This is a genomic window from Streptomyces sp. NPDC091412, assembly GCF_044756885.1.
Classification (GTDB): Bacteria; Actinomycetota; Actinomycetes; order Streptomycetales; family Streptomycetaceae; genus Streptomyces.
This window is the reverse complement of the sequence record NZ_JBIVTV010000002.1, coordinates 621,324-646,896: the sequence shown is the minus strand read 5'-3', so window position 1 is coordinate 646,896 and position 25,573 is coordinate 621,324. Positions and strand designations below refer to the sequence as shown.

General features: G+C 71.6%; 23 protein-coding genes. 10 read left to right on the top strand and 13 right to left on the bottom strand.

Annotated features, from left to right (window positions below):
- Positions 1-162 precede the first annotated feature (162 nt).
- Both ACIQMV_RS07080 and pyk read left to right on the top strand, forming a co-directional pair.
- Positions 163-1,371: an acetate kinase gene (locus ACIQMV_RS07080; protein ID WP_141358247.1), complete on the top strand. Its 1,209-nt coding sequence runs from the start codon at positions 163-165 to the stop codon at positions 1,369-1,371.
- Between the two features lie 108 nt (positions 1,372-1,479).
- The gene (gene pyk, locus ACIQMV_RS07075; RefSeq protein ID WP_402591729.1) at positions 1,480-2,910 is read left to right on the top strand and encodes a pyruvate kinase; all 1,431 of its coding nucleotides are present in this window, start codon (positions 1,480-1,482) and stop codon (positions 2,908-2,910) included.
- Positions 2,911-3,013: 103 nt separating this feature from the next.
- Here the strand turns inward: pyk and ACIQMV_RS07070 are convergent, their stop codons facing one another.
- The 4 genes from ACIQMV_RS07070 to ACIQMV_RS07055 all read right to left on the bottom strand — a co-directional run bounded on the left by ACIQMV_RS07070 (position 3,014) and on the right by ACIQMV_RS07055 (position 7,415).
- On the bottom strand, positions 3,014-4,423 hold the full coding sequence (locus tag ACIQMV_RS07070) for a hypothetical protein (RefSeq protein WP_402591727.1): 1,410 nt from the start codon (positions 4,421-4,423) through the stop codon (positions 3,014-3,016).
- Complete coding sequence (locus ACIQMV_RS07065) at positions 4,413-5,024, bottom strand: DUF6114 domain-containing protein (protein WP_402591725.1); 612 nt, start codon at positions 5,022-5,024, stop codon at positions 4,413-4,415. Before ACIQMV_RS07065 ends, ACIQMV_RS07070 begins: the two co-directional genes overlap by 11 nt.
- 131 nt (positions 5,025-5,155) lie before the next feature.
- The gene (locus ACIQMV_RS07060) at positions 5,156-5,797 is read right to left on the bottom strand and encodes a DUF6230 family protein (protein WP_141358255.1); all 642 of its coding nucleotides are present in this window, start codon (positions 5,795-5,797) and stop codon (positions 5,156-5,158) included.
- Positions 5,798-6,443: 646 nt separating this feature from the next.
- A complete protein-coding gene (locus ACIQMV_RS07055; RefSeq protein WP_402591723.1) occupies positions 6,444-7,415 on the bottom strand; it encodes a tetratricopeptide repeat protein in 972 nt (323 codons plus the stop codon).
- 238 nt (positions 7,416-7,653) lie between these two features.
- Here ACIQMV_RS07055 and ACIQMV_RS07050 point away from each other — a divergent pair, with 238 nt between their 5' ends.
- Positions 7,654-8,271 carry a TetR/AcrR family transcriptional regulator gene (locus ACIQMV_RS07050; RefSeq protein ID WP_141358259.1) on the top strand — a complete coding sequence of 206 codons (618 nt, stop codon included), beginning with the start codon at positions 7,654-7,656 and terminating at the stop codon, positions 8,269-8,271.
- 49 nt (positions 8,272-8,320) lie between these two features.
- Here ACIQMV_RS07050 and ACIQMV_RS07045 read toward each other — a convergent pair whose 3' ends face one another.
- The 4 genes from ACIQMV_RS07045 to ACIQMV_RS07030 all read right to left on the bottom strand — a co-directional run bounded on the left by ACIQMV_RS07045 (position 8,321) and on the right by ACIQMV_RS07030 (position 12,406).
- Positions 8,321-10,021, bottom strand: coding sequence for a methylmalonyl-CoA mutase (locus ACIQMV_RS07045; RefSeq protein WP_402591720.1), 1,701 nt, complete (start codon positions 10,019-10,021; stop codon positions 8,321-8,323).
- A 79-nt stretch (positions 10,022-10,100) separates the two neighbouring features.
- Positions 10,101-10,445 (bottom strand): DUF3817 domain-containing protein, encoded by a 345-nt coding sequence (locus ACIQMV_RS07040; protein WP_401780265.1) that lies wholly within the window; start codon positions 10,443-10,445, stop codon positions 10,101-10,103.
- A 102-nt stretch (positions 10,446-10,547) separates the two neighbouring features.
- Entirely contained in the window at positions 10,548-11,057 is a 510-nt protein-coding gene (locus ACIQMV_RS07035) for a MarR family winged helix-turn-helix transcriptional regulator (protein WP_141358265.1), read from the bottom strand.
- 65 nt (positions 11,058-11,122) lie between these two features.
- Positions 11,123-12,406 (bottom strand): MFS transporter, encoded by a 1,284-nt coding sequence (locus ACIQMV_RS07030; RefSeq protein ID WP_402591718.1) that lies wholly within the window; start codon positions 12,404-12,406, stop codon positions 11,123-11,125.
- Positions 12,407-12,555: 149 nt separating this feature from the next.
- On the opposite strand from ACIQMV_RS07030, the gene ACIQMV_RS07025 reads away from it, so the two are divergent.
- The gene (locus tag ACIQMV_RS07025) at positions 12,556-13,536 is read left to right on the top strand and encodes a DUF5937 family protein (protein ID WP_402591716.1); all 981 of its coding nucleotides are present in this window, start codon (positions 12,556-12,558) and stop codon (positions 13,534-13,536) included.
- Positions 13,537-13,597: 61 nt separating this feature from the next.
- Here ACIQMV_RS07025 and ACIQMV_RS07020 read toward each other — a convergent pair whose 3' ends face one another.
- Together ACIQMV_RS07020 and ACIQMV_RS07015 are read right to left on the bottom strand one after the other, a co-directional pair.
- Positions 13,598-13,900, bottom strand: coding sequence for an MTH1187 family thiamine-binding protein (locus ACIQMV_RS07020; RefSeq protein ID WP_402591714.1), 303 nt, complete (start codon positions 13,898-13,900; stop codon positions 13,598-13,600).
- Positions 13,897-14,241 (bottom strand): DUF3817 domain-containing protein, encoded by a 345-nt coding sequence (locus ACIQMV_RS07015; RefSeq protein WP_402591712.1) that lies wholly within the window; start codon positions 14,239-14,241, stop codon positions 13,897-13,899. The genes ACIQMV_RS07020 and ACIQMV_RS07015 overlap by 4 nt, the downstream gene beginning before the upstream one ends.
- A gap of 217 nt (positions 14,242-14,458) precedes the next feature.
- Between ACIQMV_RS07015 and ACIQMV_RS07010 the strand changes: the two genes are divergently transcribed.
- From ACIQMV_RS07010 to ACIQMV_RS06995, 4 genes are all read left to right on the top strand, one after another.
- Positions 14,459-15,091 carry an AIM24 family protein gene (locus tag ACIQMV_RS07010; protein ID WP_402591710.1) on the top strand — a complete coding sequence of 211 codons (633 nt, stop codon included), beginning with the start codon at positions 14,459-14,461 and terminating at the stop codon, positions 15,089-15,091.
- A gap of 1 nt (position 15,092) precedes the next feature.
- On the top strand, positions 15,093-15,743 hold the full coding sequence (locus tag ACIQMV_RS07005; protein WP_402591708.1) for an AIM24 family protein: 651 nt from the start codon (positions 15,093-15,095) through the stop codon (positions 15,741-15,743).
- Complete coding sequence (locus ACIQMV_RS07000; RefSeq protein ID WP_402591706.1) at positions 15,740-16,543, top strand: AIM24 family protein; 804 nt, start codon at positions 15,740-15,742, stop codon at positions 16,541-16,543. The genes ACIQMV_RS07005 and ACIQMV_RS07000 overlap by 4 nt, the downstream gene beginning before the upstream one ends.
- 92 nt (positions 16,544-16,635) lie before the next feature.
- Complete coding sequence (locus tag ACIQMV_RS06995) at positions 16,636-17,112, top strand: MarR family winged helix-turn-helix transcriptional regulator (RefSeq protein ID WP_141358281.1); 477 nt, start codon at positions 16,636-16,638, stop codon at positions 17,110-17,112.
- Between the two features lie 66 nt (positions 17,113-17,178).
- On the opposite strand, the gene ACIQMV_RS06990 is transcribed toward ACIQMV_RS06995, so the two are convergent.
- The 3 genes from ACIQMV_RS06990 to ACIQMV_RS06980 all read right to left on the bottom strand — a co-directional run bounded on the left by ACIQMV_RS06990 (position 17,179) and on the right by ACIQMV_RS06980 (position 20,817).
- Positions 17,179-18,393: an MFS transporter gene (locus tag ACIQMV_RS06990; protein WP_402591704.1), complete on the bottom strand. Its 1,215-nt coding sequence runs from the start codon at positions 18,391-18,393 to the stop codon at positions 17,179-17,181.
- A gap of 177 nt (positions 18,394-18,570) precedes the next feature.
- Positions 18,571-19,527, bottom strand: a complete 957-nt coding sequence (gene meaB / locus ACIQMV_RS06985) for a methylmalonyl Co-A mutase-associated GTPase MeaB (protein WP_141358286.1) — start codon at positions 19,525-19,527, stop codon at positions 18,571-18,573.
- Positions 19,528-19,608: 81 nt separating this feature from the next.
- Positions 19,609-20,817 (bottom strand): acetyl-CoA C-acetyltransferase, encoded by a 1,209-nt coding sequence (locus ACIQMV_RS06980; RefSeq protein WP_141358288.1) that lies wholly within the window; start codon positions 20,815-20,817, stop codon positions 19,609-19,611.
- A gap of 149 nt (positions 20,818-20,966) precedes the next feature.
- Between ACIQMV_RS06980 and mce the strand changes: the two genes are divergently transcribed.
- Both mce and scy read left to right on the top strand, forming a co-directional pair.
- Positions 20,967-21,407 (top strand): methylmalonyl-CoA epimerase, encoded by a 441-nt coding sequence (mce, locus tag ACIQMV_RS06975; RefSeq protein WP_141358290.1) that lies wholly within the window; start codon positions 20,967-20,969, stop codon positions 21,405-21,407.
- A 234-nt stretch (positions 21,408-21,641) separates the two neighbouring features.
- Positions 21,642-25,520 carry a polarized growth protein Scy gene (gene scy / locus ACIQMV_RS06970; RefSeq protein ID WP_402591701.1) on the top strand — a complete coding sequence of 1,293 codons (3,879 nt, stop codon included), beginning with the start codon at positions 21,642-21,644 and terminating at the stop codon, positions 25,518-25,520.
- Positions 25,521-25,573: the final 53 nt, after the last annotated feature.

Sequence of the window (25,573 nt, the reverse complement as noted above, 5' to 3'; positions counted from 1 at the left end):
GGCCGCCGCGTGTCTATAGACACACCCCCGGGGCCCCCCCGCGCCCCCCGGGCCCGCCGCCCGCCCCACGCCGCGGGGGGGGGGGGGGGGGGGGGGGCCCCCCCCCCCCCCCCCCCACGGCCGCAGACCTCCACAGCTCCCGACCAGAAAGCGCCAGCGCTCGTGACCGCGACCCGCGTCCTCGTCCTCAACTCCGGCTCCTCGTCGGTGAAGTACCAGCTGCTCGACATGCGCGACGCGACCCGGCTCGCCGTCGGCCTGGTGGAGCGCATCGGCGAGCAGACCTCCCGGCTCCGGCACACCTGCCTGACCACGGGGGCCACCCGCGAGGAGAACGGCCCGATCGCCGACCACGACGCCGCGCTGAAGTCGGTCGCGGAGGAACTGGCCCGGGACGGGCTCGGCCTGGACTCCCCCGAACTGGCCGCGATCGGGCACCGGGTGGTGCACGGCGGCATGTTCTTCACCGAGCCCACCGTCATCGACAACGCCGTGCTCACCGAGATCGAGCGGCTGATCCCGGTGGCGCCGCTGCACAACCCGGCCAACCTCACCGGCATTCGCACGGCCATGGCGCTGCGCCCCGACCTGCCGCAGGTCGCCGTCTTCGACACGGCGTTCCACACGACCATGCCGGAGTCCGCGGCGCGCTACGCGATCGACACGAAGATCGCGGACCGGTACCGGGTGCGGCGCTACGGCTTCCACGGCACCTCGCACGGCTACGTCTCCCGGGCGACGGCGGAGCTGCTCGGCAAGGCCCCCGAGGACGTCAACGTCATCGTGCTCCACCTGGGCAACGGCGCGTCGGCCTCGGCGGTCCGGGGCGGCCGGTGCGTGGACACCTCCATGGGACTCACCCCGCTGGAGGGGCTGGTGATGGGAACACGTTCCGGTGACCTCGACCCGGCCGTCATCTTCCATTTGCAGCGTGTCGGCGGAATGTCCATGGACGAGGTCGACACTCTCCTCAACAAGAGGAGCGGTTTGTTCGGCCTGTGCGGCGACAACGACATGCGGGAGATTCGGCGCCGGATGGAGGAGGGCGACGATGAGGCACGGCTCGCGTTCGAGATCTACATCCATCGGCTGAAGAAGTACGTGGGCGCCTATTACGCGGTACTCGGCACGGTGGACGCGGTCGCCTTCACGGCCGGGGTCGGCGAGAACGCGGCCTTTGTGCGGGAGGCCGCCCTCGACGGCCTGGAGGGGCTGGGCCTGGCCGTGGACCGCGAGCGGAACGCCGTACGCGGCGACGGGGCGCGGCTGATCTCGCCCGAGGGCGCGCGGACCGCCGTGGCCGTGGTTCCCACGGACGAGGAAATGGAGATCGCCACCCAGACTTACGCACTGGTCGGAAAGGACGGCTGAGCGCGTCCGCGGAATTCCGGCCGGCACTCGACTGAGCGCGAAGGCGCCCATTTGTACCTTCCACCAGACGGAATATTCCGGAGCGAAACAAACCGATAGGATCGCCCCATGCGCCGTTCGAAAATCGTCTGTACCCTCGGCCCAGCGGTCGACTCCCACGAGATGCTCGTCGCCATGATCGAGGCGGGCATGAATGTGGCCCGTTTCAACTTCAGCCACGGAACGCACGCCGAGCACCAGGCACGGTACGACCGTGTCCGCGCCGCGGCCAAGGAGACCGGCCGGGCCATCGCCGTCCTCGCCGACCTCCAGGGCCCGAAGATCCGGCTGGAGACCTTCGCCGAGGGGCCGGTGGAGCTCGAGCGGGGTGACGAGTTCACCATCACCACCGAGGACGTCCCGGGCGACAAGCACATCTGCGGTACGACGTACAAGGGCCTGCCCGCCGACGTCTCGCGCGGCGACCAGGTCCTCATCAACGACGGCAACGTCGAGCTGAAGGTCCTCGACGTCGAGGGCCCGCGGGTGAAGACGATCGTCATCGAGGGCGGCGTCATCTCCGACCACAAGGGCATCAACCTGCCCGGCGCCGCGGTGAACGTGCCCGCGCTGTCCGAGAAGGACGTGGAGGACCTGCGGTTCGCGCTGCGCATGGGCTGCGACATGGTCGCCCTGTCCTTCGTCCGCGACGCCAAGGACGTCTCCGACGTCCACCGGGTCATGGACGAGGAGGGCCACCGCGTCCCCGTCATCGCCAAGGTGGAGAAGCCGCAGGCGGTGGAGAACATGCAGGACGTCGTGATGGCGTTCGACGGTGTGATGGTGGCCCGCGGCGACCTGGCCGTCGAGTACCCGCTCGAGAAGGTCCCCATGGTGCAGAAGCGCCTGATCGAGCTGTGCCGGCGCAACGCCAAGCCGGTGATCGTGGCGACCCAGATGATGGAGTCGATGATCACCAACTCCCGTCCGACCCGCGCCGAGGCCTCCGACGTGGCCAACGCGATCCTGGACGGGGCCGACGCGGTCATGCTGTCGGCCGAGTCGAGCGTGGGCGCCTACCCGGTCGAGACCGTCAAGACGATGTCGAAGATCGTCAGGGCCGCCGAGGAGGAGCTGCTCTCCAAGGGCCTGCAGCCTCTGGTGCCGGGCAAGAAGCCGCGTACGCAGGGCGGTTCGGTGGCCCGCGCCGCCTGCGAGATCGCCGACTTCCTGGGCGCCAAGGGCCTGGTGGCCTTCACCCAGTCCGGCGACACGGCCCGCCGACTGTCCCGCTACCGCGCGGTCCAGCCGATCCTGGCGTTCACCACCGACGAGTCCACCCGCAACCAGCTCGCGCTCAGCTGGGGCGTGGAGTCGCACGTGGTGCCGTTCGTCAACAGCACCGACGAGATGGTCGACCTGGTCGACCAGGAGCTGGTCAAGCTCAACCGCTTCGCCCCCGGCGACACGGTCGTCATCACCGCCGGCTCGCCCCCCGGCGTCCCCGGCACCACCAACATGGTCCGCGTCCACCACCTGGGCGGCGGCTCGCGCGACTGAGACCGGCCGAGCGCACGGTCGATCGGCACACCACTGAGGGCGCCTCCTGCGAACAGGGGGCGCCCTCAGTGGTGTCGCGGCTCCCGGGCGGGACTCCGGCGGGTCAGCCGGTGGTGTACACGTGCATTCCGGGGACGTGCAGGTTGCCGCCGAACTGGGCCGCCTGGACCACTTCGACCTTGGTGAAGTAGATCAGCGGGATGTTCAGCGGCGGAGGGCTGTCCGGGCTGAAGCAGACCGGGAGCAACCCGAACAGGTTGCCGCAGATGCTCTCGGTGTACATCACCGTGTCGCCGCCGCGGATCGTGGACGTCGAGCCCTTGGCGGCCTGCACGTGGTAGGTCTTGCCGGCCTGCTTGTCCTTCACCGTCTGGTGCAGGTCACCGATGTCGGTGCCATCCGAAATGACGTACTTCAGCACCTTCTTGACGTGTCCGCCGGCCGTGCGGACCTCCACGATGCCCTGGTAGTCGGCGCCCTTCAGCAGCAGCGAACTGGCGTTCAGGTACCAGGGGTCGTCGGCCAGCAGCACCTTGTTGTCCACGCCACCCACGGCGTCGGTGGCGGCCGGGCAGTTCTCCGGGTCCGTCGTGGAACTCTCCGACGGGCTCGGCGAGTCCGTCGTCGCGTCGGCCGCGTCACCGGCCGCCTCGCCGGCTGTGTCCTTGACGCCCTCGACGGCCTTCCCGGCCTCCCCGGCCGTCCCGGAGACCGCGCCGGTCGCGTCCTTCACGGTGTCCTTGACCGTGTCGGTGACCTTCTGGGCCGTGTCCTCGACCGTGTCGGCAGCGTCGTCGCCGGCGTCCCCGGCCCCGCCCGCCGAAGGCGTGGCGGAGGCGGACGGCGTGGCCCCGGAGTCCGCGGAGGCCTGCTTGCCGCCGGTGAGGACGCCTCCGAGCGCGTCACCGATGGTCCCCAGCAGACCGCCGCCGCCCGCGGACGCCGACGGGGCCGCCGTGGCGGCGCCTCCCGTGCCCGAACCGCCCGGCTTGCTCTGCGAGGCGGTGGAGTCGGGCTTGGGCGCTGCCTTGTCACCGGAAGCCGGATCCGGCGAGGGGGACGTGTGCGAGGAGTCCTCGTCCCCCTTGCCGTCCTGGTCCCCCTGCCCGTTCTGGTCCACCGGGTCCGTGGAGGACGTGGCCGAGGGGGCCGGCTGCGCGCCGGCGTCCTCGCCGTCCTCCGCGGTGTCACCGGCGCTCGCGGAGGCGGACGGCGCCGGCGAGGCCGAGGCCTTGTCCTGGGAGCCGTCCAGCGCCGCGACACAGTCCTTGTACTCGTCGGCCGTCAGGCTCTTGGCGGACGGCGTCGCCGCGTTGTTGTCGGCGACGGCGTGGGTCGATGTGAAGCCCATCCCCATGAGGACCGCCGTCGGCATCGCCGCCATGGCTATCGCCCTGCCGGCCGGCATGTGGAACCTGGTGAACAGCGGCTTCTTGGGTGCCGCGTGACGCGGCCCGGTTCTCACACGGGACTCCTCCACTCCCGTCCCGTGAGTCACCTCGTCAGCCGGCACTTTGCCTCCCGTTCGCCCCGTTGGCCGGGCTCGTTCCTGACAGGTCGTTCTCCCCCAGTGCCTCGAAGGCCTGGGAGGGGCCCCCACCGCTCGCCGGGTCCACAGCGGGACCGGCCGCCACCGGGCCGTCCGTCACCGGGCCGGGCGCGGCCTCGGGGGCACCGCCCCGTACCGGGCCGGCCCGGCCGGCGTCCTCCCGCGCGGGCGGTACGCCCTCCGCCCACGCCACGGCCATCGCGCCACCGATGAGCGCGAGCAGGAAGCCCAGGACGAAGCCGCCGAAGTTGGACACGGGGATGGACACCAGCGCCAGCAGGATCGCCGCGACACCCGCGAACACCCGGATGTGCTTCTGGAACCAGAGGCTGATGCCGAGGACGACGAGCAGCACGCCGATGATCAGAGACCCGGCCCCCGCGGTGGTGGCCATCGCCAGCGTCAGATGGCCGAGCTGGAGGTGGGCGTACGGGAAGTACATGATCGGAAAGCCGCCGAGCAGGACGAACAGACCGGCCCAGAACGGACGCGTGCCCCGCCAGGCGCGGAACTGCAGCCTCCGGCGGGTGAACTGGCCGGTTACGGCAGGAGTCTCGGCGCTCATGGAAAACAGCTCCCTGGTGCGGCGTTGCTGTGATGAGGGTGGTGCTTGGTCGGTGTGGGGGGTGTGTGAAGAGCTGGTGGAAGGTGGAACGGGCGGGGGCGCCGTCGGCTCCCCCGCCCGTCACCGAGCGCCTAGTAGCACTCCTTGGTACCTGTCGCCAGCGACATGCTGAGTCCGCTGAGCTTGAAGGTTCCGGCAGTCGTGGCCCACGCCGTCTGCTTCACGCCGGTCAGCGTGGCCGAGTCGGCCTGCTGAGCGAACCCGAAGGGGTTGGTCTGCTTGTTCGCGACCTCGCCCGGCTTGATGCCGGGACCCTTGACGGCGTCCTTGGCCGCAACACCGATGTCGATGTTGTTGAACGTGGCGTCGGCCTTGAGGTCGGCGACGTCGATGTAGAGGTTCTCGGCCTCGACCGGCGTCCTGCCGCCGCCCGCCTTGAGCAGCAGACTCACGTTGCCGAAGGGCGTCTCGGTGACGACCGACTGGCACAGGTTGTTGATCGTGGCCGTCCTGAACGCCGAGACCGCGACCGGGTGGTGCTCGTCCTTGCTGCCGTCGAGGCTCTTCCCCGAGTCGATCGCGCCGTACTGGGCGAACCCCTTGCCCTCCAGCCTGTCGGCCGTCACCTTGAACGACTGACCGGACACGCTGAACGACGCGGCGAGGGCACCCTGAGCCAGGGCCACGCCTATCGCCGCCGTCGCGGCCACGCTGGGCACCATGACCACAGCGAACCGCTTCCATCTGGTCCCGCCACGCACTTGGGACTCCATATTTCCTCCTTCTCGGACGTACATCTCCTGGCCCGGCTCACCACCGGCCGGCGGCTCGGCCGGGCAGGGATGGGAGAAGTGCTACGTCCTCGGGAAGGAGAGCGCCCGCGCTCGGTGGCGCCAACCGCGCCCGAATCACCGGCGATCACCCCCGAGCGACAACCACTGGTCGCGCCTGACACGCATCACGCACAACCCTGCTGGACAGGCTTCGCCAGCCGGCGAAGACCCCCCTGCCCCAAGGGACGACGCCACTGCCGCCGGCCCTGCTCGGTGGGGACCCAGACACCCCATGACCCGACCGGTTGCCGGGGTACGGGGACGGACCGAGCGTCGCCGATCGTGGTGCATTCTCGCCGCCCGCACAAGGGGGTTCGTTACTCGCTAGTAACGGCTGGATAACCGGGACACGACTCACCGGTTCCGAACGGCAACACTCGGTGGTAACAAAGGGCAGAACAAAACGGTTCACCTCTGGACGGAACCGGGCGGAACCACACCCTCGATTTACTGCCAGTAACAGCGGCCGCGATTACCAAGTTTTGGTAAAGCGCGGCCGCACTGACGGCTCCTCGGCCAATCTTTCACTCGGGCATCACATGCCGTGGCGTTTAACGACTGGTCAGCACAAGAGGGTTGGCCCGGATCAGAACAACGCCCTCGCCAACGCCCGGCGCGCCCCCGTCACTCGCGGGTCCTCGGCGCCGACGACCTCGAAGAGCTCCAGCAGCCTCAGCCGCACCGCGTCCCGGTCCTCACCGGCGGTGCGCCGCACGGTGTCGATGAGCCGGCTGAAGGCGTCCTCGACATGACCGCCCACCAGATCCAGGTCGGCGGCGGCGATCTGCGCCTGTACGTCGGCAGGCTTCTCGGCCGCCTCCTTGCGCACCCGCTGCGGGTCGAGGTCCTGCACCCGCTGAAGCAACTCGGCCTGCGACAGGCCGAGTTTGGCCTCCGGGTTGGCCGGGTCGTCGGCCAGCACGTTCTTGTACGCCTGCACCGCGCCGCCCAGGTCGCCGGCGTCCAGGGCCTGCGAGGCCGCGTTCAGCAGTGCTTCGTACGGGCCGACCGGGGCCTGCTGAGCCGTCTGTGCGCCCGCCTCGGCGTCCGGGTCGACGGTCAGTCCGGTCAGTCCGAACCGCTCCTCGGCGACCTGCACCAACTGGTCCAGCGTCTGCCGGATCTGCTCCTCGCCCGCCGCCCCCTGGAACAGGGGCAGGGCCTGGCCCGCGACCACCGCGAAGACCGCGGGGATCCCCTGGACGCCGAACTGCTGCATCAGCAGCTGGTTGGCGTCGACGTCGATCTTGGCGAGGAGGAAGCGCCCGTTGTACTCGACGGCCAGTCGCTCCAGGACCGGGCTCAGCTGCTTGCAGGGCTGACACCACTCGGCCCAGAAGTCGATGACGACGGGCACCTCGGCCGACCGCTGGAGGACATCGTGCTCGAAAGTGGCTTCGTCGACGTCGATGACGAGATCGGCCGGGGAGACCGCCCCCGCGCCGCCCTCCCTGGCCGCTTGGGCGCGCGCCTGTTCCGCCTTCGCCTTGGCCTCCTGGGCCGCCTTCACCGCGGCGAGGTCGACGACTCCGCTCATGGACATGTTCCGTGGCTGCATGCGTCCATCCTCCCCCGTTCTGCCCGCCTGAGTGAAAACCGCCGGGAAAGCCGTACCGCGCCGGGCGCCCGGTCCCCACCTGACACCCTGTGGTCATCGCTCGGACACGGGCTCGCGCCCGCGTTTCGCTACGACCCGTAGCGTAATGGCAGCGGACGCCCGCGCGGAAGCACACCGTGGTGATCTCTCTCACGACCGGACAGGAACCACTCGTTTTCGGTCCGGTTATGGTCATGGGATGCAGAGCCGCACCCCCGCCGCCCGCGCCGGCCGGCCGCGCAGCGCCGCCGCGGACGCGGCGATCCTGGCCGCCACCCGGGCGGCACTGGTGGAGCTGGGCTGGTCCCGGCTCACCCTGGGGGACGTGGCCACCCGGGCCGGGGTCGCGAAGACGACGCTGTACCGCCGCTGGGCGGGCAAGAACGAACTCGTCGTCGACGCCGTCGCCGAGCTCTTCGACGAACTCCGCCTCCCCGACCGCGGCAGCCTCGCCGCCGACATCGAGGGCGTGGTCCTGCAGTTCGCGGCGATCCTGGCCCGGCCCGAGGCCAGGAGCGGACTGATGGCCGTGGTCGCCGAGTCGACGCGCGACGAGGCCCTGCGCGAACGCATCCGCACCTCGATCGTGGACCGCCAGAAGCGCCTGGTCCTGGAGGGCCGCGCCCGCGCCCAGACCCGGGGCGAACTCCCCCCGGAACCGGACCCGGAGGAAGCCGCCCGCACGGTCGGCCTGATCTTCGACATCGTCGCGGGCGCGGTGGTGCACCGCACCCTGGTCAGCGCCGAACCGGCGGACGAGGAATGGGTGCGCGGCTTGACCCGGGTTCTTCTGACCGGGCTCGCGGCGGACGGCTGACAGAGGCGCCGGGGCAGGACGAGCCCGCCCCGGCTCCGGTTCCGGGCCCTCAGAACCCCGCGGGCTCCGTGTACACCCCCCACTCGTCCCGCAGGACCCCGCAGATCTCGCCCAGCGTCGCCTCGGCGCGCACGGCGTCGAGCATCGGCTCGATCATGTTGGCGCCGGACCGCGCGGCCGCCAGCATCGCGTCCAGCGCGGAGCGCACGGCACTGTCGTCCCGCCCGGTCTTCCGCTCCCCGAGCATCCGCACCTGCTCCCGCTCCACCTCGTGGCTGACCCGGAGGATCTCCAGGTCCCCGGTGACCGAGCCGGTGTGGACGTTGACGCCGACGACCCTCTTGTCACCCTTCTCCAGCGCCCGCTGGTACTGGAACGCCGACTCCGCGATCTCGCCGGTGAACCACCCGTCCTCGATGCCCCGCAGGATCCCGGACGTGATCGGCCCGATCGGGTGCTGTCCGTCGGGGTGCGCCCGCAGTCCCCGCTCCTTGATCTGCTCGAAGATCTTCTCGGCGTCCGCCTCGATCCGGTCCGTCAGCTGCTCGATGTACCACGAACCGCCCAGCGGATCGGCCACGTTGGCGACCCCGGTCTCCTCCATCAGCACCTGCTGCGTGCGCAGCGCGATCTCCGCTGCCTGCTCGCTCGGCAGCGCGAGCGTCTCGTCGAGCGCGTTGGTGTGCAGCGAGTTGGTGCCGCCGAGCACCGCCGCGAGCGCCTCCACGGCCGTGCGCACGACGTTGTTGTACGGCTGCTGGGCGGTCAGCGAGACCCCGGCGGTCTGCGTGTGGAAGCGCAGCCACTGCGCCTTGTCGGTCTTCGCGCCGTAGACGTCGCGCATCCACCGGGCCCAGATGCGGCGCGCCGCACGGAACTTGGCGATCTCCTCGAAGAAGTCGACGTGCGCGTCGAAGAAGAAGGACAGGCCGGGCGCGAAGACGTCGACGTCGAGACCGCGGCTGAGCCCGAGTTCGACGTACCCGAAGCCGTCCGCCAGCGTGTACGCCAGCTCCTGCGCGGCCGTCGCCCCCGCCTCGCGGATGTGGTAGCCGGAGACGGACAGCGGCTTGTACGCGGGGATCCCGGTGGCGCAGTGCTCCATCAGGTCGCCGATGAGGCGCAGATGGGGCTCGGGCTGGAAGAGCCACTCCTTCTGGGCGATGTACTCCTTGAAGATGTCGGTCTGGAGCGTGCCGTTGAGGACGGAGGCGTCCACGCCCTGCCGCTCCGCGGCGACCAGGTACATGCAGAAGACGGGGACGGCCGGCCCGCTGATCGTCATCGACGTGGTGACGTCACCGAGCGGGATGTCCTTGAACAGCACCTCCATGTCGGCCGCCGAGTCGATGGCCACACCGCAGTGGCCGACCTCGCCCAGCGAACGCGGGTCGTCGGAGTCGCGGCCCATGAGCGTCGGCATGTCGAAGGCGACCGAGAGCCCGCCTCCGCCGTTGCCGAGGATCATCTTGTAGCGCTCGTTGGTCTGCTCGGCGTTGCCGAACCCGGCGAACTGCCGGATCGTCCACGTACGCCCCCGGTAGCCGGTCGGGTACAGGCCGCGGGTGAAGGGGTACTCCCCCGGCCAGCCGATCCGCTCGAAGCCCTCGTACGTGTCTCCCGGCCGGGGACCGTACACCGGCTCCACGGGATCGCCGGAGAGCGTGGTGAAGTCCGCCTCGCGCTTGCGTGCGGCGTCGTACCGGGCCTGCCAGCGGTGGCGGCCCTCCTCGATGGCGTCAGCGTCCATACCCTCGAATTTACTAGGACGTCCAAGTAAATGTCGACGGCTGACCGCCGTACGGGTTCCGTACGGCGGTGGCGCGTGCTCAGGCCTTGGCGACCGCGGGGGCCTCGTCCTGCGCGGCGAGCCGGGACTCCAGCTCGCGGCTGACCCTGCGCTCGACGAAGAAGGCGGCGGTCGGGATGGTCCCCGCGAGGAGCACCCACAGCTGCTTGGCGACCGGCCACTTGGCCTTGGAGCCCAGGTCGAAGGCGAACACCAGGTACACGACGTACAGCCAGCCGTGCGCGATGCCGACGACGCTCGTGAAGCCCGCCGCGCCGTTGATGTCGAGCACGTACTTGGCGATCACGCCGAGAGTCAGAAGGACCAGCAGCACACCGGTGACGTAGGCCATGACCCGGTAGCGGGTCAGCACGCTTCGTTTCATGGGGACGAGCGTAACCACCCGTTCCGGGAGATCTTGCCCCGGGTGGCCCTGCCCGCGGCGGTCCGTGCCCCGGCCCCTCCGTCCTCGTGCGGGCCGTGCGCGTCAGTCCTCGTGGAAGTCGTGCGCGGCGATCCGCAGCGGCCGCAGCATCGCGAAGATCTCGCCGCACTCCTCGGCGTCGTAGGCCCCGAGGCCGAACTCCATCGCCATCAGGTCGCGGGTGGCGGCATCGACCGCCTCGCGGCCCTTGTCGGTGATGACGGCGAGCGTGCCGCGCCCGTCGTTGGGGTTGGGGCGCCTGGCGACGAGACCGGATCTGACCAGCCGGTCCACGGTGTTCGTCACGGACGTGGGGTGCACCATCAGACGCTCGCCGATCTTGGACATCGGCAGTTCGCCGGCCTTGGAGAAGGTGAGCAGCACCAGGGCCTCGTAGCGCGCGAAGGTCAGCCCGTACGGCTTGACCACCGCGTCGACCTCGGCCAGCAGGATCTGGTGGGCACGCATGATCGAGGTGATCGCGGCCATGGACGGCACGCTTCCCCAGCGCTGCTTCCAGAGCTCGTCGGCACGGGCGATGGGGTCGAAAGGAAGACTGAGGGGCTTCGGCACGTCACCAGACCCTACCGGTCGGTCATATGCGGCTCAGCCCCGTCTCAGCTTTCGGTCCGGCGGGCTCAGCTCTCGGTCCGGCGGGCGGCCACCGCCAGCCCCACGCAGCACACCGTCCCCAGGACTCCGGCCCCCGCGACCGTCGCCGCCACTCCGGCGAACTCCGCCGCGACCCCGGCCAGCGCCATGCCCACGCCCTGGATCGTCATGAGTCCGGCGGTCAGCAGGGTCATCGCCCGGCCGCGCAGTTCCTCGGGCACCGCCCGCACGAACCACTGGTCCAGGCCCAGCGTGTACGCCGACCCGGCGCCCGAGAGCACCAGCAGGAGCAGGGAGACGGCGAGGCCGGGGCGCAGGGCGTAGCCGAGGTAGGGCAGCAGGGTCAGGCAGACCAGTGGCAGGGCGATCCGCTCCCGGACGGCGGGCCGCAGCCGGGAGCCGGCGTACAACTCGCTCGCGATCGTGCCGACGGGCAGCCCGCACATCAGCAGTCCGAGCCCGACGGAGCCTGCGCCGAGCGCGTCGGCGTACGGGGCCGCCAGGGCCTCCGGCACGACCGCGAACATCGGCGGCACCCAGAACAGCAGGAGGAGTACGCGGATCCGGCGGTCGGCGAGCACCTGCCGGGCACCGCGCAGCGAGTCGCCCACCAGGGCGCCGGGCAGGCCGGTCCTGGCGGGACGGTTCCGGGTGCCGAGGCGGAGCAGGACGGCGGAGGCGAGGAAGGTGACGACGGTGATCAGCAGGGCGTGCCGGGGGCTGACCACGGTGAGCAGCAGGCCGCCGAGGCCGAAGCCGACGAGCAGCGCGCTCTGCGAGACGATCCGCAGCAGGGAGCGGCCGAGGACGAACAGCTCGCCGTCGCCGAGGATGTCGGTGAGGCTGGCCATCCGCGTTCCCTGGAACACGGGTGACACGACGGCGACGGCGCAGCGCAGCGCGAGCAGGACGCCGATGTGGGCGCCGGGCACCACCATCGGCGCCACGCAGGCCGCGCACACCAGGTCGCAGGTGACGAGCACCCGGCGGGCCGGGAAGCGGTCGGCGATCCCGCTGAGGAGGGTGCCGCCGACGACGTAGGGCATGAGGCCGAGCGCGAAGGTGAGGGCGCTCATCAGGGGCGAGCCGGTGAGGTCGTAGACGAGGACCGACAGGGCGATCTCGCTGACCATCACGCCGAGCAGGGAGAGGGCGTGGGCGGCGAAGACCGCCCGGAACTCGGGTACGGCGAAGACCCGGGCGTAGCCGGCCGCCGGTTCGGCCACGGGCACGGGGGCGAGGGCGGGCGGGGGTGCGGGCCGGTCCGGGGCCCGCGGGGTCGGGGTGGGCTCGGGGGCTTGCTGCTGCATGGGCGGCAGCGTGCCGGTGGGAGGAGCGGTCGGCGTAGAGTTTCGGCCACCGCCGAATCTTTGCTGTCTCTCCTGTCTCTCCTGCCTTCGCCTGTCTTTCCTGTCTTCGCCTGTCCTTCCTGTCTTCGCCTGTCCTTCCTGGGGGTGCCGTGCCGTTCCGTCTGCACTTCGGGGACGACGACCTCATGCGGTGCCGGTTCGCGGTGTCGCCGCTGTGGGAGACGCAGGAGGCGGTACGGACGCTGCGGCGGCCGGACCGGCACGGATACCACCCGCACTGGCTGCGCCGCATCCGGGAGGCCGCAGAGGGGCTGGACCTCGCCCCGCTGTGGCTGCTCATGCCCCGGCGGGGGCACAGCCCCGACTTCCTCGGGCCGCCGCCGATCGGGCCTGCGGCCGTGTTCGAGGAGGAGATCGCCCAGGTGCGGGCGGCGGATCCCGGGGCGGCGCGGGAGGACCTGGCGCGGGCGCTCGCCGATACGCCGGGTGCGCTGGAGTCGTCGCGGGGGCGGGTGATGCTCGCCGATCCGGAACATGCGGTGCGGGAGTTGGCCGATCTGCTGGAGGCCGCGTGGCACGCGCTGATCGAGCCGGAGTGGCCACGGCTGCGGGCGCTCCTTGAGGCCGACGTGGCCTTCCACTCGCGGCGGCTGGCCGAGGTGGGGCTGGGGGCGCTGCTGCCGGAGCTGGACCGGCGGCTGTCCTGGGACGGGCGGACGCTGACGGTCGACTGGCCGGGCGAGCACGGGCGCGACCTCGACGGGCGGGGGCTGGTGCTGATGCCGAGCGTGTTCTCCTGGCCGGACGTGATCAGCGGCTTCGATCCGCCCTGGCAGCCCACGCTGGTGTACCCGGCGCGCGGGCTGGGCGGTCTGTGGGTGCGGCGGGGCGCGGAGGCCGGCGAGGCCCTGGTGCGGCTGCTGGGGCGGGGGCGGGCCGCGGTGCTGGCCGCGCTGACCGATCCGGCGTCGACGACGGCGCTGGCCCACCGTCTGGACCTGGCCCCGTCGTCGGTGTCGGCGCATCTGACGGTGCTGCGGGACGCGGGCCTGCTCACGTCCCGCCGGTACGGGCACCAGGTGCTCTACGAACGCACTCCGCTGGGGATGGCACTGGTCTCGGGCGGGTGAGGCCCGCGCGAGGCATGCGGCGCGGTGGGGACGGTGGGTCCCGCGAAGCGCCGCCGGGTGTTCACTCCGCCTGCTGGGCGAGGTGCCGTTCGACGCGCTGCACCTTGGCGGTGAGGCCGTCCGTGACACCGGGACGGATGTCCGCCTTGAGGACCAGGGACACACGCGGAGCGCGTGCCTCCACCGCGGCGACGGCTCGCTTGACGACGTCCATGACCTCGTCCCACTCGCCCTCGACGGAGGTGAACATCGCGTCGGTGCGGTTGGGCAGGCCGGACTCGCGGACGACCCGGACGGCGTCGGCGACGTACTCCCCCACGTCCTCGCCGACGCCCAGCGGGGTCACGGAAAAGGCGACGATCACGCGTTCACGACCCCTTCGCGGCGGGCGCGGGAGGCGATCAGCGCGTCCTCGGCCTCGCGCTTGAGCCTGCGCTCGGCGAAGAAGCCGCCGGTGGGCAGGACCGAGAGGACGAAGTAGAGGGCGGCGGTCCCCAGCGACCACTTGGCACGGTTCCAGGCGTCGGCCCAGAAGATCACGTACAGGATGAACAGGACGCCGTGGATCGCGCCCATCACGGGCACCGCGTTGAAGTCCGTGGTCCGCTTCAGGACCGAGCAGACCAGGAGCAGGAGGAAGGAGACCGCCTCGGGGGCGGAGACCAGGCGGAGGCGGCGGAGGGCGGTGGCGGTCTTGATGTCCACGGGTCACCTTCGGTGGGAGACGGACCGGCGGGCCGCTGAAGTGACGCGGGCCGGCTTGTGAATGCGAGCACAAACGTTCGTCCATTGTGGCAAACCCGCGGGGCGGCTCCGGTCAGGGGGTGGGCGCGGCCGTCCCGTAAGGGTGTGAATCAGGGTCGTTGTCCCCCCGTGGGCCCTGTCGGCCCGCCCCGTCCGCCGCTACCTTCACTCCGTGGCGATGTTCCGACTTCAAGACAGCAGGGTGCTCGCCGTCGACATGACCGGGGACGCCGTGAAGGCGAAGAACGGCTCGATGGTCGCGTACGACGGGCAGATGGCCTTCAAGAGGCTGACCGGTGGCGGCGAGGGACTGCGCGGCATGGTGACCCGGCGGCTCACCGGCGAGCAGATGACCGTGATGGAGGTGCGGGGGCACGGAACGTGCTGGTTCGCCGACCGGGCGGCCGAGATCAATCTGGTGCAGCTCCAGGGGGAAAAGCTGTACGTCGAGTCGAGCAACCTGCTCGCGACGGACGCCGGGCTGCGCACGGGGACGACGTTCACCGGGCTGCGCGGCGCCTCCCAGGGCAACGGGCTGTTCACGACCACGGTCGAGGGGCACGGGCAGGCGGCGATCATGTCGGACGGGCCGGCGGTGGTGCTCAGGGTCAGCCAGCAGTACCCGCTGATCGTCGACCCCGGCGCCTACATCGCGCACCAGGGCAACGTCCGGCAGTCCTTCCAGTCCGGGGTGACCTTCCGCACGTTCCTCGGGGAGGGCGGCGGCGAGGCCTTCCAGATCCGGTTCGAGGGGGACGGGCTGGTGTACGTCCAGCCGAGCGAGCGGAACACGATCGCGGGGGACCTGTGAGATGACCTTCCGGGAGATCAACTCGAAAATGGTCGAGGCGACGGTCGTGCCCGGCCGGCGCCTGTTCAGTCAGCGCGGCGCGATGCTCGCCTACCGCGGTGACGTGACGTTCACGCCCAACATCCAGGGCGGCCAGGGCGGTCTGATGTCGATGATCGGGCGCCGGGTGGCGGGTGAGGCGACACCGCTGATGACCGTTGAGGGCAGCGGCACGGTCCTCTTCGGACACGGCGGCCACCATGTGCACGTGATCGAGATGACGGGTGACACGTTGTACGTGGAGGCGGACCGCCTGCTCGCCTTCGAGGGCACGCTCCAGCAGGGCACGATGTTCATGGGCTCGCAGGGCGGGGTCATGGGCCTGGTGCGGGGCCAGGCGACGGGCCAGGGACTGTTCACGACGACCCTCCAGGGACGCGGCTCGGTCGCGGTCATGGCGCACGGCGGCGTCTTCGAGGTGCCGATCACCCCGCAGCGCCCCGTCCACGTCGACCCGCAGGCCTACGTCGCCCACCACGGCGACGTCCGCAACAAGCTGTCCACCGCGCTGGGCTGGCGCGAGATGGTGGGACGCGGCTCCGGTGAGGGCTTCCAGCTGGAGCTGAGCGGCAACGGCACGGTGTACGTCCAGGCCTCGGAGGAGAAGCTGTGAGCGCGTACGGAACGCCCGGCTCGGGGCCGGTGGTCCACGACCCGTCGACCCTGCCGGCCGACGACAACGTGAACCCGTACACCTTCTGCGTGGAGCTCAAGGGGAGCCAGTGGTTCCTGCAGAAGGGGAAAATGATCGCCTACTACGGGTCGATCGGGTTCAACGGCATCGGGCACGGCGCGCTGGACCTGCTGACCCGTACGTCGTTCCATTCGCCTCTGCACGCGAGCGACTGGGTGGTGGCCGAGGGCTCGGGCCGGATGCTGCTCGCCGACCGGGCCTTCGATGTCAACTCCTTCGACCTGGACGACGGCAATCTGACCATTCGCTCCGGCAATCTGCTCGCTTTTCAGCCAAGTCTGTCGCTCAAGCAGTCGATCGTGCCCGGCTTCCTCACCCTCATCGGAACCGGGAAGTTCGTGGCCGCGTCCAACGGGCCGGTGGTGTTCATGGAGCCCCCGATCCGGGTGGACCCGCAGGCGCTGGTCGGCTGGGCCGACTGCCCGTCCCCGTGCCATCACTACGACCACGGGTACCTGACCGGCGTACTGGGCGGGCTGCGTTCCATGACGGGCCTCGGGCCGGTCTCCGGGGAGGAGCACCAGTTCGAGTTCGTGGGGGCCGGGACGGTCCTGCTGCAGTCCAGCGAGAGCCTCCTGGCCGAACTGGCGGCGGGGGTGCTTCCGGACGAGCCCGGGGTACCCGGAGGAGGAAGGGTGTCCGGAACCCGCGGACAGCAGGGCGGGCAACCGCGCCTTCCCGGACAGCTGGGAGATCTCCAGCGTCGCTTCGGGGTGTGAGCGGTAGTCTGCGGAGTGTGACATCGAACGCGTGCGCACCGTCACACCACCCTCACTAGTTCGTCTTTCAACTTCTTAGGTAGACTTCATTCATGGAGACCGAGACGGCCACGCCCTGGCTGACCGATGCGGAGCAGTGCGCTTGGCGCACCCACCTGGAGGTCAACAGGCTGTTGACGTACCAGCTCGAAAAGGACCTGCAGCCGTTCGGCCTGACGATGAACGACTACGAGATCCTGGTGAATCTCTCCGAGTCGGAGGACGTACGGATGCGCATGAGCGACCTCGCGTCCGCCACCCTCCAGTCCAAGAGCCGCCTCTCGCACCAGATCACCCGCATGGAGAACGCGGACCTGGTGCGCCGTGAGAACTGCGAGTCCGACCGCCGGGGCCTGTACGCGGTCCTCACCGAGCACGGCATGGAGACCATGCAGAAGGTCGCGCCGCACCACGTGGCGTCCGTGCGGAGGCACTTCATCGATCTGGTCGACCACGAGACGCTGATGGAGCTGGACAAGGCGCTGAAGCCGATCGCCCAGCATCTGCGGGGGCAGCGGGGCCGTAGCTGAGCCTGATCCCGGCGTCCGGGTTTCGGGCCACCCCGAGACCCCGGACGCCGGGCGGGCGGAACACGCCTACCGGCGCCGCCACGGTCCCGCGATCAGCGCCGCCGCCACGGACGCCCCGCCCGCCAGCAGGAAGCACACCCCGAGCGGCAGGGCGCCGATCAGCAGTCCCGTCACCAGCGCTCCACCCGAACCGCCGGCGTTCACCGCCGCGTTCACCCACGCTCCGGCCCGCGTCCGAGAGCCTTCCGCCGCCGTCTCGTCGGCCAGCAGATACGCCGTGGTCAGCGCCGGAGCGATGAACGCGCCCGCGCAGGCCATGGCCGCCGTCAGGGTCCACATGCCGGGCGCGAGGCCCGCCGCCGCGATCACGGGACCAAGACCCGCCGCGAACCAGGTCAGACGCACACGGGCGGGTGTACGCCAGTCGATCGCCCCGTTGACGAGGCCGCCCACCGCGCTGCCTGCCGAGAGGGCACCCAGGACCCACGGCACCAGGGCCGTGTCGTACGACCGCTCGGCGGCGAACGCCATCACCAGCAGTTCCACCCCACTGAGCGCCAGGCCGACACCCATGGCCACGGCGACCGGCGGCAGGAGGCCGCGGAGCCCGGCGAGGCGGCTGCCGGACTTCTCCCGCCGCGGTGCCGGACGGGGGCCGGTCATCGCCGGCGAGGTGACGAAGGCGCAGGTGCCGGCGACGATCAGCAGCGCGCTGAGCAGGAGGCCGGACGCCGGGGGCGCGAAGCCCACCAGCACGCCGACGAGGACCGGGCCGGAGACGAACAGCAACTCCTCGGCGACGCCGTCCAGGCTGTAGGCCCGCGGCAGGAGGGCCCGGTCCGCGACGAGTTCGGACCACAGGGCGCGCATGGCGGGACCCAGCGGGGGCGCACAGGCGCCCGCGAGGGCGGCGGCCGTGGCGACGGCCGCCGCCGGTGCGCCGGGACCCCAGGTCAGGACGGCCAGGGCGCACAGCAGAGCGCCGTAGAACGCCGCCATGGGGAACAGGGCGCGGCGCGGTCCGTACCGGTCGACCAGGGACGCCCGCAGGGGCATCAGGAAGACCGACGTGGCGCCGAACAGGGACATCACGGCACCGGACACGGCATACGACCCGGTGGCCCGGGTGACGGACAGCATCACCGAGAGCCCCACCATCCCGTAGGACAGGCGCGCCGTCAGGGCGGCGGTGAAGGTGCGGCGCGCGTGCGGGACGCGCAGGACGGCGGCGTACGAGGGCCGCGCGGGCAGGGGCGGGCGCGACGAAGTGGGCGCGGACATGAGTGGTTCCTCACAGGAAGGCATGAAGACGGGACACCGGAGCGCCGCGTCCGCCGACGGTCGGTCGTCGGTCCGGGACGCGGCGCGGGTGTGCGGTCTATGCCAAGAGGAGGAACATGCGGGTAAGTTAGCGACATCCGCCGTGATTGACCACAGGGTTTCCCGACCGGGCCGGGATCAGCCCTCGGTCAGGCCCGCCACCAGTTCGTCCGCCGCCTGGTACGGGTCCAGCTCACCGGCGGTGATCCGCTCCGCGAGGGCGCTCAGCCGGCGGTCGCCATGCAGGTCGCCGATGCGTTCGCGCAGGGCCGTGACCGCGATGGTCTCCACCTCGTGGGCGGCGCGGGCGCGGCGGCGCTCCGCGAGGACGCCCCCCTCCTCCATCCAGGCCCGGTGCTTCTCCAGCGCCTCGATCACCTCGTCGACGCCCTCGGAGCGCGCGGCGACCGTCTTGACGATGGGCGGGCGCCAGTCGCCGGGGCCGCGGGCCTCGCCGAGGCCCAGCATGTGGTTCAGCTCGCGGGCGGTGGCGTCCGCGCCGTCCCGGTCGGCCTTGTTGACGACGTAGACGTCGCCGATCTCCAGGATGCCGGCCTTGGCCGCCTGGATGCCGTCGCCCATCCCCGGGGCCAGCAGGACGACGGACGTGTCGGCCTGGGAGGCGATCTCCACCTCCGACTGGCCCACGCCGACCGTCTCGACCAGGATCACGTCGCAGCCCGCCGCGTCCAGCACGCGGATCGCCTGCGGGGCGGCCCAGGCGAGTCCGCCCAGGTGGCCGCGGGTGGCCATGGAGCGGATGTAGACGCCCGGGTCGGAGGCGTGCTCCGACATCCGCACCCGGTCACCGAGCAGCGCGCCGCCGGAGAAGGGCGAGGACGGGTCGACGGCCAGGACACCGACCCGCTTGCCCTGCTTGCGGTACGCCGTCACCAGCGCGGACGTGGACGTCGACTTGCCCACGCCCGGGGAGCCGGTCAGACCGACGACGTAGGCGTTGCCGGTCAGCGGCGCGAGCGTCCGCATCACCTCCCGCAACTGCGGGGACGCCCCCTCCACCAAGGAGATCAGCCGGGCCACGGCCCTCGGCCGGCCTTCCCTGGCCTGGGCCACCAGAGAGGAGACGTCCTGCATCACAGCTCCGTTCACATGATCCGCGTACGCGGTCCGCGTACGAGAGGTCCTACGAATGAGGTCGGTCGGGTGTTACCCGGCTCAGGCCTTCGGCACCCGGACGATCAGCGCGTCGCCCTGACCGCCGCCGCCGCACAGCGCGGCCGCGCCGACGCCGCCGCCGCGCCGCTTGAGCTCCAGCGCCAGGTGCAGCACGAGACGGGCGCCGGACATCCCGATCGGGTGACCCAGGGCGATGGCGCCGCCGTTCACGTTCACCTTTTCCGTGGACACGCCGAGGTCCTTCATTGACTGCACGGCCACGGCGGCGAACGCCTCGTTGATCTCGACGAGGTCCAGGTCGGAGACCTCGAGCCCCTCCTTCTTCAGGGCGTGCTGGATGGCGTTGGAGGGCTGGGACTGCAGGGAGTTGTCCGGGCCGGCGACGTTGCCGTGGGCGCCGATCTCGGCGATCCACTCAAGGCCCAGCTCCTCGGCCTTGGCCTTGCTCATCACGACCACGGCCGCGGCGCCGTCGGAGATCTGCGAGGAGGAGCCGGCGGTGATCGTGCCGTCCTTGGCGAAGGCCGGGCGCAGCTTGGCCAGGCCCTCGGCCGTGGTGTCGCCGCGGATGCCCTCGTCCTTGCTGAACAGGACCGGGTCGCCCTTGCGCTGCGGGATCTCCACCGGGGTGATCTCGGCCTCGAAGACACCGTTCTTCTGCGCGGCGGCGGCCCGCTGGTGGGACAGGGCGGCGATCTCGTCCTGCTCCTCGCGCCCGATGCCCAGGCGGGTGTTGTGCTTCTCCGTCGACGCGCCCATGGCGATGCCCTCGAAGGAGTCGGTCAGGCCGTCGTGGGCCATCGCGTCCAGCACCTCCACCGCGCCGTACTTGTAGCCCTCGCGGGACTTCGGCAGGAGGTGCGGGGCGTTGGTCATGGACTCCTGGCCGCCGGCCACGACCACGTCGAACTCACCCGCACGGATCAACTGGTCGGCGAGCGCGATGGCGTCCAGACCGGACAGGCACACCTTGTTGATGGTGAGCGCCGGGACGCTCATCGGGATGCCGGCCTTGACCGCGGCCTGGCGGGCCGGGATCTGTCCCGCCCCGGCCTGCAGCACCTGGCCCATGATCACGTACTGCACCTGGTCGCCCCCGATCCCCGCGCGGTCGAGGGCGGCCTTGATCGCGAAGCCGCCGAGGTCGGCTCCGGAGAAGGACTTCAGCGAGCCCAGCAGCCGCCCCATGGGCGTCCGAGCGCCCGCGACGATCACCGAGCCGGTCGTACCGGAAGTTCCAGAAGACATGAGCTGCGATCCCCTTACCGGCCTGCACAGCCGAGGAGTGAACGAGGGTTTACTTCGAATGTACTGAGGCGTACTCCGCCCCGTCATCGGGCCGTCGGTGTGATCGCGCGCACGTTGCGTAACCACCCCGGTGGCGATGCACTGATTCCATGCTGACGCGAATCGACCACATCGGGATCGCCTGCCACGACCTCGACGCCACCGTCGAGTTCTACCGGACCACGTACGGCTTCGAGGTGTTCCACACCGAGGTCAACGAGGAGCAGGGTGTGCGCGAGGCCATGCTCAAGATCAACGACACCTCCGACGGAGGAGCTTCCTACCTGCAGCTTCTCGAACCGACCCGCGAGGACTCCACCGTCGCGAAGTGGCTCGCCAAGAACGGCGAGGGCGTGCACCACATCGCCTTCGGCACGGCGGACGTCGACGCGGACGCGGCCGCCGTCCGCGACAAGGGCGTACGCGTTCTGTACGACGAGCCGCGACGCGGCTCGATGGGGTCCCGGATCACCTTCCTGCACCCCAAGGATTGCCACGGTGTCCTGACAGAACTGGTCACTTCGGCGGCTGTTGAGTCGGCTGAGCACTGACTCCCGTACATAAGGGCCGGTAGGGTTGGGGGCGGTCGTCCCCCGAGCGGGGACGGCCCGGTCCTGCCGTCGAGAACGACAGGACCGCCGGGGTCCGTGTTTCGGGGGACGAGCGGCGGGGCAGCAGCCCGTGCTCCGCTGTTGATCTGACACCATTTCCCGGGGGCCCCGTCCGGCGGATGGACGGAGCTCGTTTGGACAAGCTTGCGACCAGGGGACGGATGGGACCGCGCAGTGCGGGGCTACGAACGCCAGGAGCGAGAGCCGGCGGCTGACGTCGACCACCTCTCTCGGTTCGAGGCCGAGATGGATCGGCTGAAGACCGAGCGGGAGAAGGCGATCCAGCACGCCGAGGACCTCGGCTACCAGGTCGAGGTGCTGCGCGCCAAGCTGCACGAGGCGCGCCGCACCATCATGTCCCGGCCCGCCTACGACGGCGCCGACCTCGGCTACCAGGCCGAGCAGTTGCTGCGCAACGCGCAGGTGCAGGCCGATCAGATCCGCGCCGACGCCGAGCGCGAGTTGAGTCAGGCGAGGGCGCAGACCCAGCGCATCCTCCAGGAGCACGCGGAGCAGGCCGCTCGCCTTCAGGCCGAGCTGCACGCCGAGGCGGTCAACCGGCGCCAGCAGCTCGACCAGGAGCTCGCCGAGCGCCGGCAGACCGTCGAGTCGCACGTCAACGAGAACGTGGCGTGGGCGGAGCAGCTGCGCGCCCGCACCGAGCAGCAGGCCCGGCGTCTGCTGGACGAGTCCCGCGCCGAGGCCGAGCAGGCCATGTCGGCCGCCCGCGCGGAGGCCGAGCGGCTGGCCGCCGAGGCCCGGCAGCGCCTGCAGAGCGACGCCGAGGCGGCCCGCGCGGAGGCCGAGCAGACCCTGCGCCGGGCCCGCACCGACGCCGAGCGGCTGCTGAACGCCGCCTCCAGTCAGGCCCAGGAGGCCACCGACCACGCCGAGCGGCTGCGCTCGGCCACCGTCAGCGAGTCGGACGCCGCCCGCCGCCAGGCCGCCGAGCTGAGCCGGTCTGCCGAGCAGCGCATCGCCGAGGCCGAGGACGCGCTGCGCAAGGCGCAGACCGAGGCCGAGAAGCTGGTCACCGAGGCCAAGGATTCCGCGGCCAAGACGCTCGCCGGCGCCGAGTCGGCCAACGAGCAGCGCACGCGCACCGCCAAGGAGCAGGTCGCCCGGCTGGTCCAGGAGGCCACCAAGGAGGCCGAGGCCACCAAGTCCGAGGCCGAGCAGCTGGTCGCGGACGCCCGCGCCGAGGCGGAGAAGGTCGTCGCGGAGGCCTCCGAGAAGGCCCGTACGATCACCGCCGAGGAGAGCGCGACCCAGCTGTCCAAGGCGGCGAAGACCGCCGAGGACGTGCTGAACAAGGCGTCGGAGGACGCCAAGGGGACCACGAAGGCGGCGGCCGAGGAGGCCGAGCGGATCCGCAAGGAGGCCGAGGCCGAGGCGGACCGGCTGCGCTCCGAGGCGCACGACCTGGCCGAGCAGCTCAAGGGCGCCGCCAAGGACGACACCAAGGAGTACCGCGCCAAGACGGTCGAGCTCCAGGAGGAGGCCCGCCGGCTGCGCGGCGAGGCCGAGCAGCTGCGGGCCGACGCGGTCGCCGAGGGCGAGAAGATCCGCTCCGAGGCCCGGCGCGAGGCCGTGGTGCAGATCGAGGAGGGGGCCAAGTCCGCCGAGGAACTGCTGGCCAAGGCGAAGGCCGACGCCGACGAGCTGCGCGGCACCGCGCAGAGCGACAGCGAGAAGGTCCGCACCGAGGCCATCGAGCGGGCCACCACGCTGCGCCGGCAGGCCGAGGAGACCCTGGAGCGCACCCGCGAGGAGGCCGAGCGGCACCGCGCCGATGCCACCGAGCAGGCCGAGTCGGTCCAGGCGGACGCCGAGCGGGCCGCGCGCGAGCTGCGCGAGGAGACCGAGCAGGCCGTCGCCGCCCGGAAGGCGGAGGCCACCGAGGAGCTCACCCGGCTGCACACCGAGGCCGAGGAGCGGCTGGCCGACGCCGAGAAGGCGCTGACCGACGCCCGCCAGGAGGCCTCCCGCATCCGCCGTGAGGCGGCGGAGGAGGCCGAGCGGCTGCGCACCGAGGCCGCCGAACGCATCCGGACGCTGCAGCAGCAGGCGGAGACGGAGGCCGAGCGACTGCGCACCGAGGCCGCCGCCGACGCGTCCGCCTCCCGCGCCGAGGGCGAGGCCGTCGCCGTACGGCTGCGGGCGGAGGCCGCGGCGGAGGCCGAGCGGCTCAAGACGGAGGGGCAGGACACCGCGGACCGGGTGCGCGCGGAGGCGCAGGCCGCCGCGGAGCGGCTGGGCACGGAGGCGTCGGAGACGCTGGCCGCCGCCCAGGAGGAGGCTGCCCGGCGCCGCCGCGAGGCCGAGGAACTGCTCGGTGCCGCGCGCGGCGAGGCCGACCAGGAGCGCGAGCGGGCCCGCGAGCAGAGCGAGGAGCTGCTGGCCTCGGCCCGCAAGCGGGTGGAGGAGGCGCAGGCCGAGGCCACCCGTCTGGTGGAGGAGGCCGACCGGCGCGCCACCGAGATGGTGTCGGCCGCCGAGCAGCACGCGCAGCAGGTGCGGGACTCCGTCGCCGGGCTGCACGAGCAGGCGCAGGAGGAGATCGCCGGGCTGCGCTCGGCCGCCGAGCACGCGGCGGAGCGGACCCGTCGGGAGGCCGAGGAGGAGGCGGACCGGGTCCGCACCGACGCCTACGCCGAGCGGGAGCGGGCGAGCGAGGACGCGGGCCGGCTGCGCGGCGAGGCCCGGGAGGAGACCGAGGCCGCCAAGGCGCTCGCCGAGCGGACCGTGTCCGAGGCGATCGCGGAGGCGGAGCGGATCCGCGCGGACGTCTCCGAGCACGCCCAGCGGGTGCGCACCGAGGCCTCCGACACCATCGCGCAGGCCGAGCAGGACGCCTCCCGCACCCGCGCGGAGGCCCGCGAGGACGCCAACCGCATCCGGTCGGAGGCGGCCACCCAGGCGGACATGCTCATCTCCGAGGCACGTTCGGAGGCCGAGCGGCTCCAGACGGAGACGGTCGCGGAGGCGGACCGGCTCCAGACGGAGACGGTCGCGGAGGCGGACCGGGTCCGCGCCGAGTCCGTCGCCAAGGCGGAGCAGCTGATCTCGGACGCCACCGGGGACGCGGAGCGGCTGCGCGCCGACGCCGCGGAGACGGTGGGCTCCGCGCAGGCACACGCCGAGCGGGTCCGCGCCGAGTCCGAGCGGGTCGGGTCCGAGGCGCGGGCGGAGGCCGAGCGGCTGGTGGGCACGGCCCGCGAGGAGGCCGACCGGACCCTGGACGAGGCCCGCCGGGAGGCCAACAAGCGGCGCTCGGAGGCGGCCGAGCAGGTCGACACGCTCATCACCGAGACCACCGCCGAGGCCGACAAGCTGCTCACCGAGGCGCAGGCGAGCGCGGTCAAGACGAAGGCGGACGCCGAGTCCCAGGCCGACACGATGGTGGGCGCGGCCCGCAAGGAGGCCGACCGGATCCTGTCCGAGGCGAAGGTCGAGGGCAACACCACGGTGGAGAAGGCCCGTACGGACGCGGACGAGCTGCTCGTCGGCGCCCGTCGGGACGCCACCCAGATCCGGGAGCGCGCGGAGGAGCTGCGCGAGCGCCTGACGACCGAGATCGAGGAGCTGCACGAGCGGGCCCGCCGCGAGGCGGCCGAGACGATGAAGTCGGCCGGCGACCGCTGCGACGCGCTCATCAAGGCGGCCGAGGAGCAGCTGGCCAAGGCGCAGACCAAGGCGAAGGAGATCGTCTCGGAGGCCAACTCCGAGGCGGGCAAGGTGCGGATCGCCGCGGTGAAGAAGGCCGAGGGGCTGCTGAAGGAGGCCGAGCAGAAGAAGGCCACGCTCGTGAAGGAGGCCGAGGAGCTCAAGGCCGAGGCGGTCCGCGAGGCCCGGCGCACGGTCGAGGAGGGCAAGCGCGAGCTGGAGATCCTGGTGCGCCGGCGTGAGGACATCAACGCCGAGATCTCCCGGGTCCAGGACGTGCTGGAGGCGCTGGAATCGTTCGAGGCGCCGTCCGGGAAGGACGGCGCGGTGAAGGCCGGCGCGACGGTGGGGGCACCCCGGTCGGGTGGCAAGTCGTCAGACAGCTAGCCTGTAGGCGGATTCCGGCCTTCTGGGTGCTTTGACCGGTTCTTTGGCAAGCC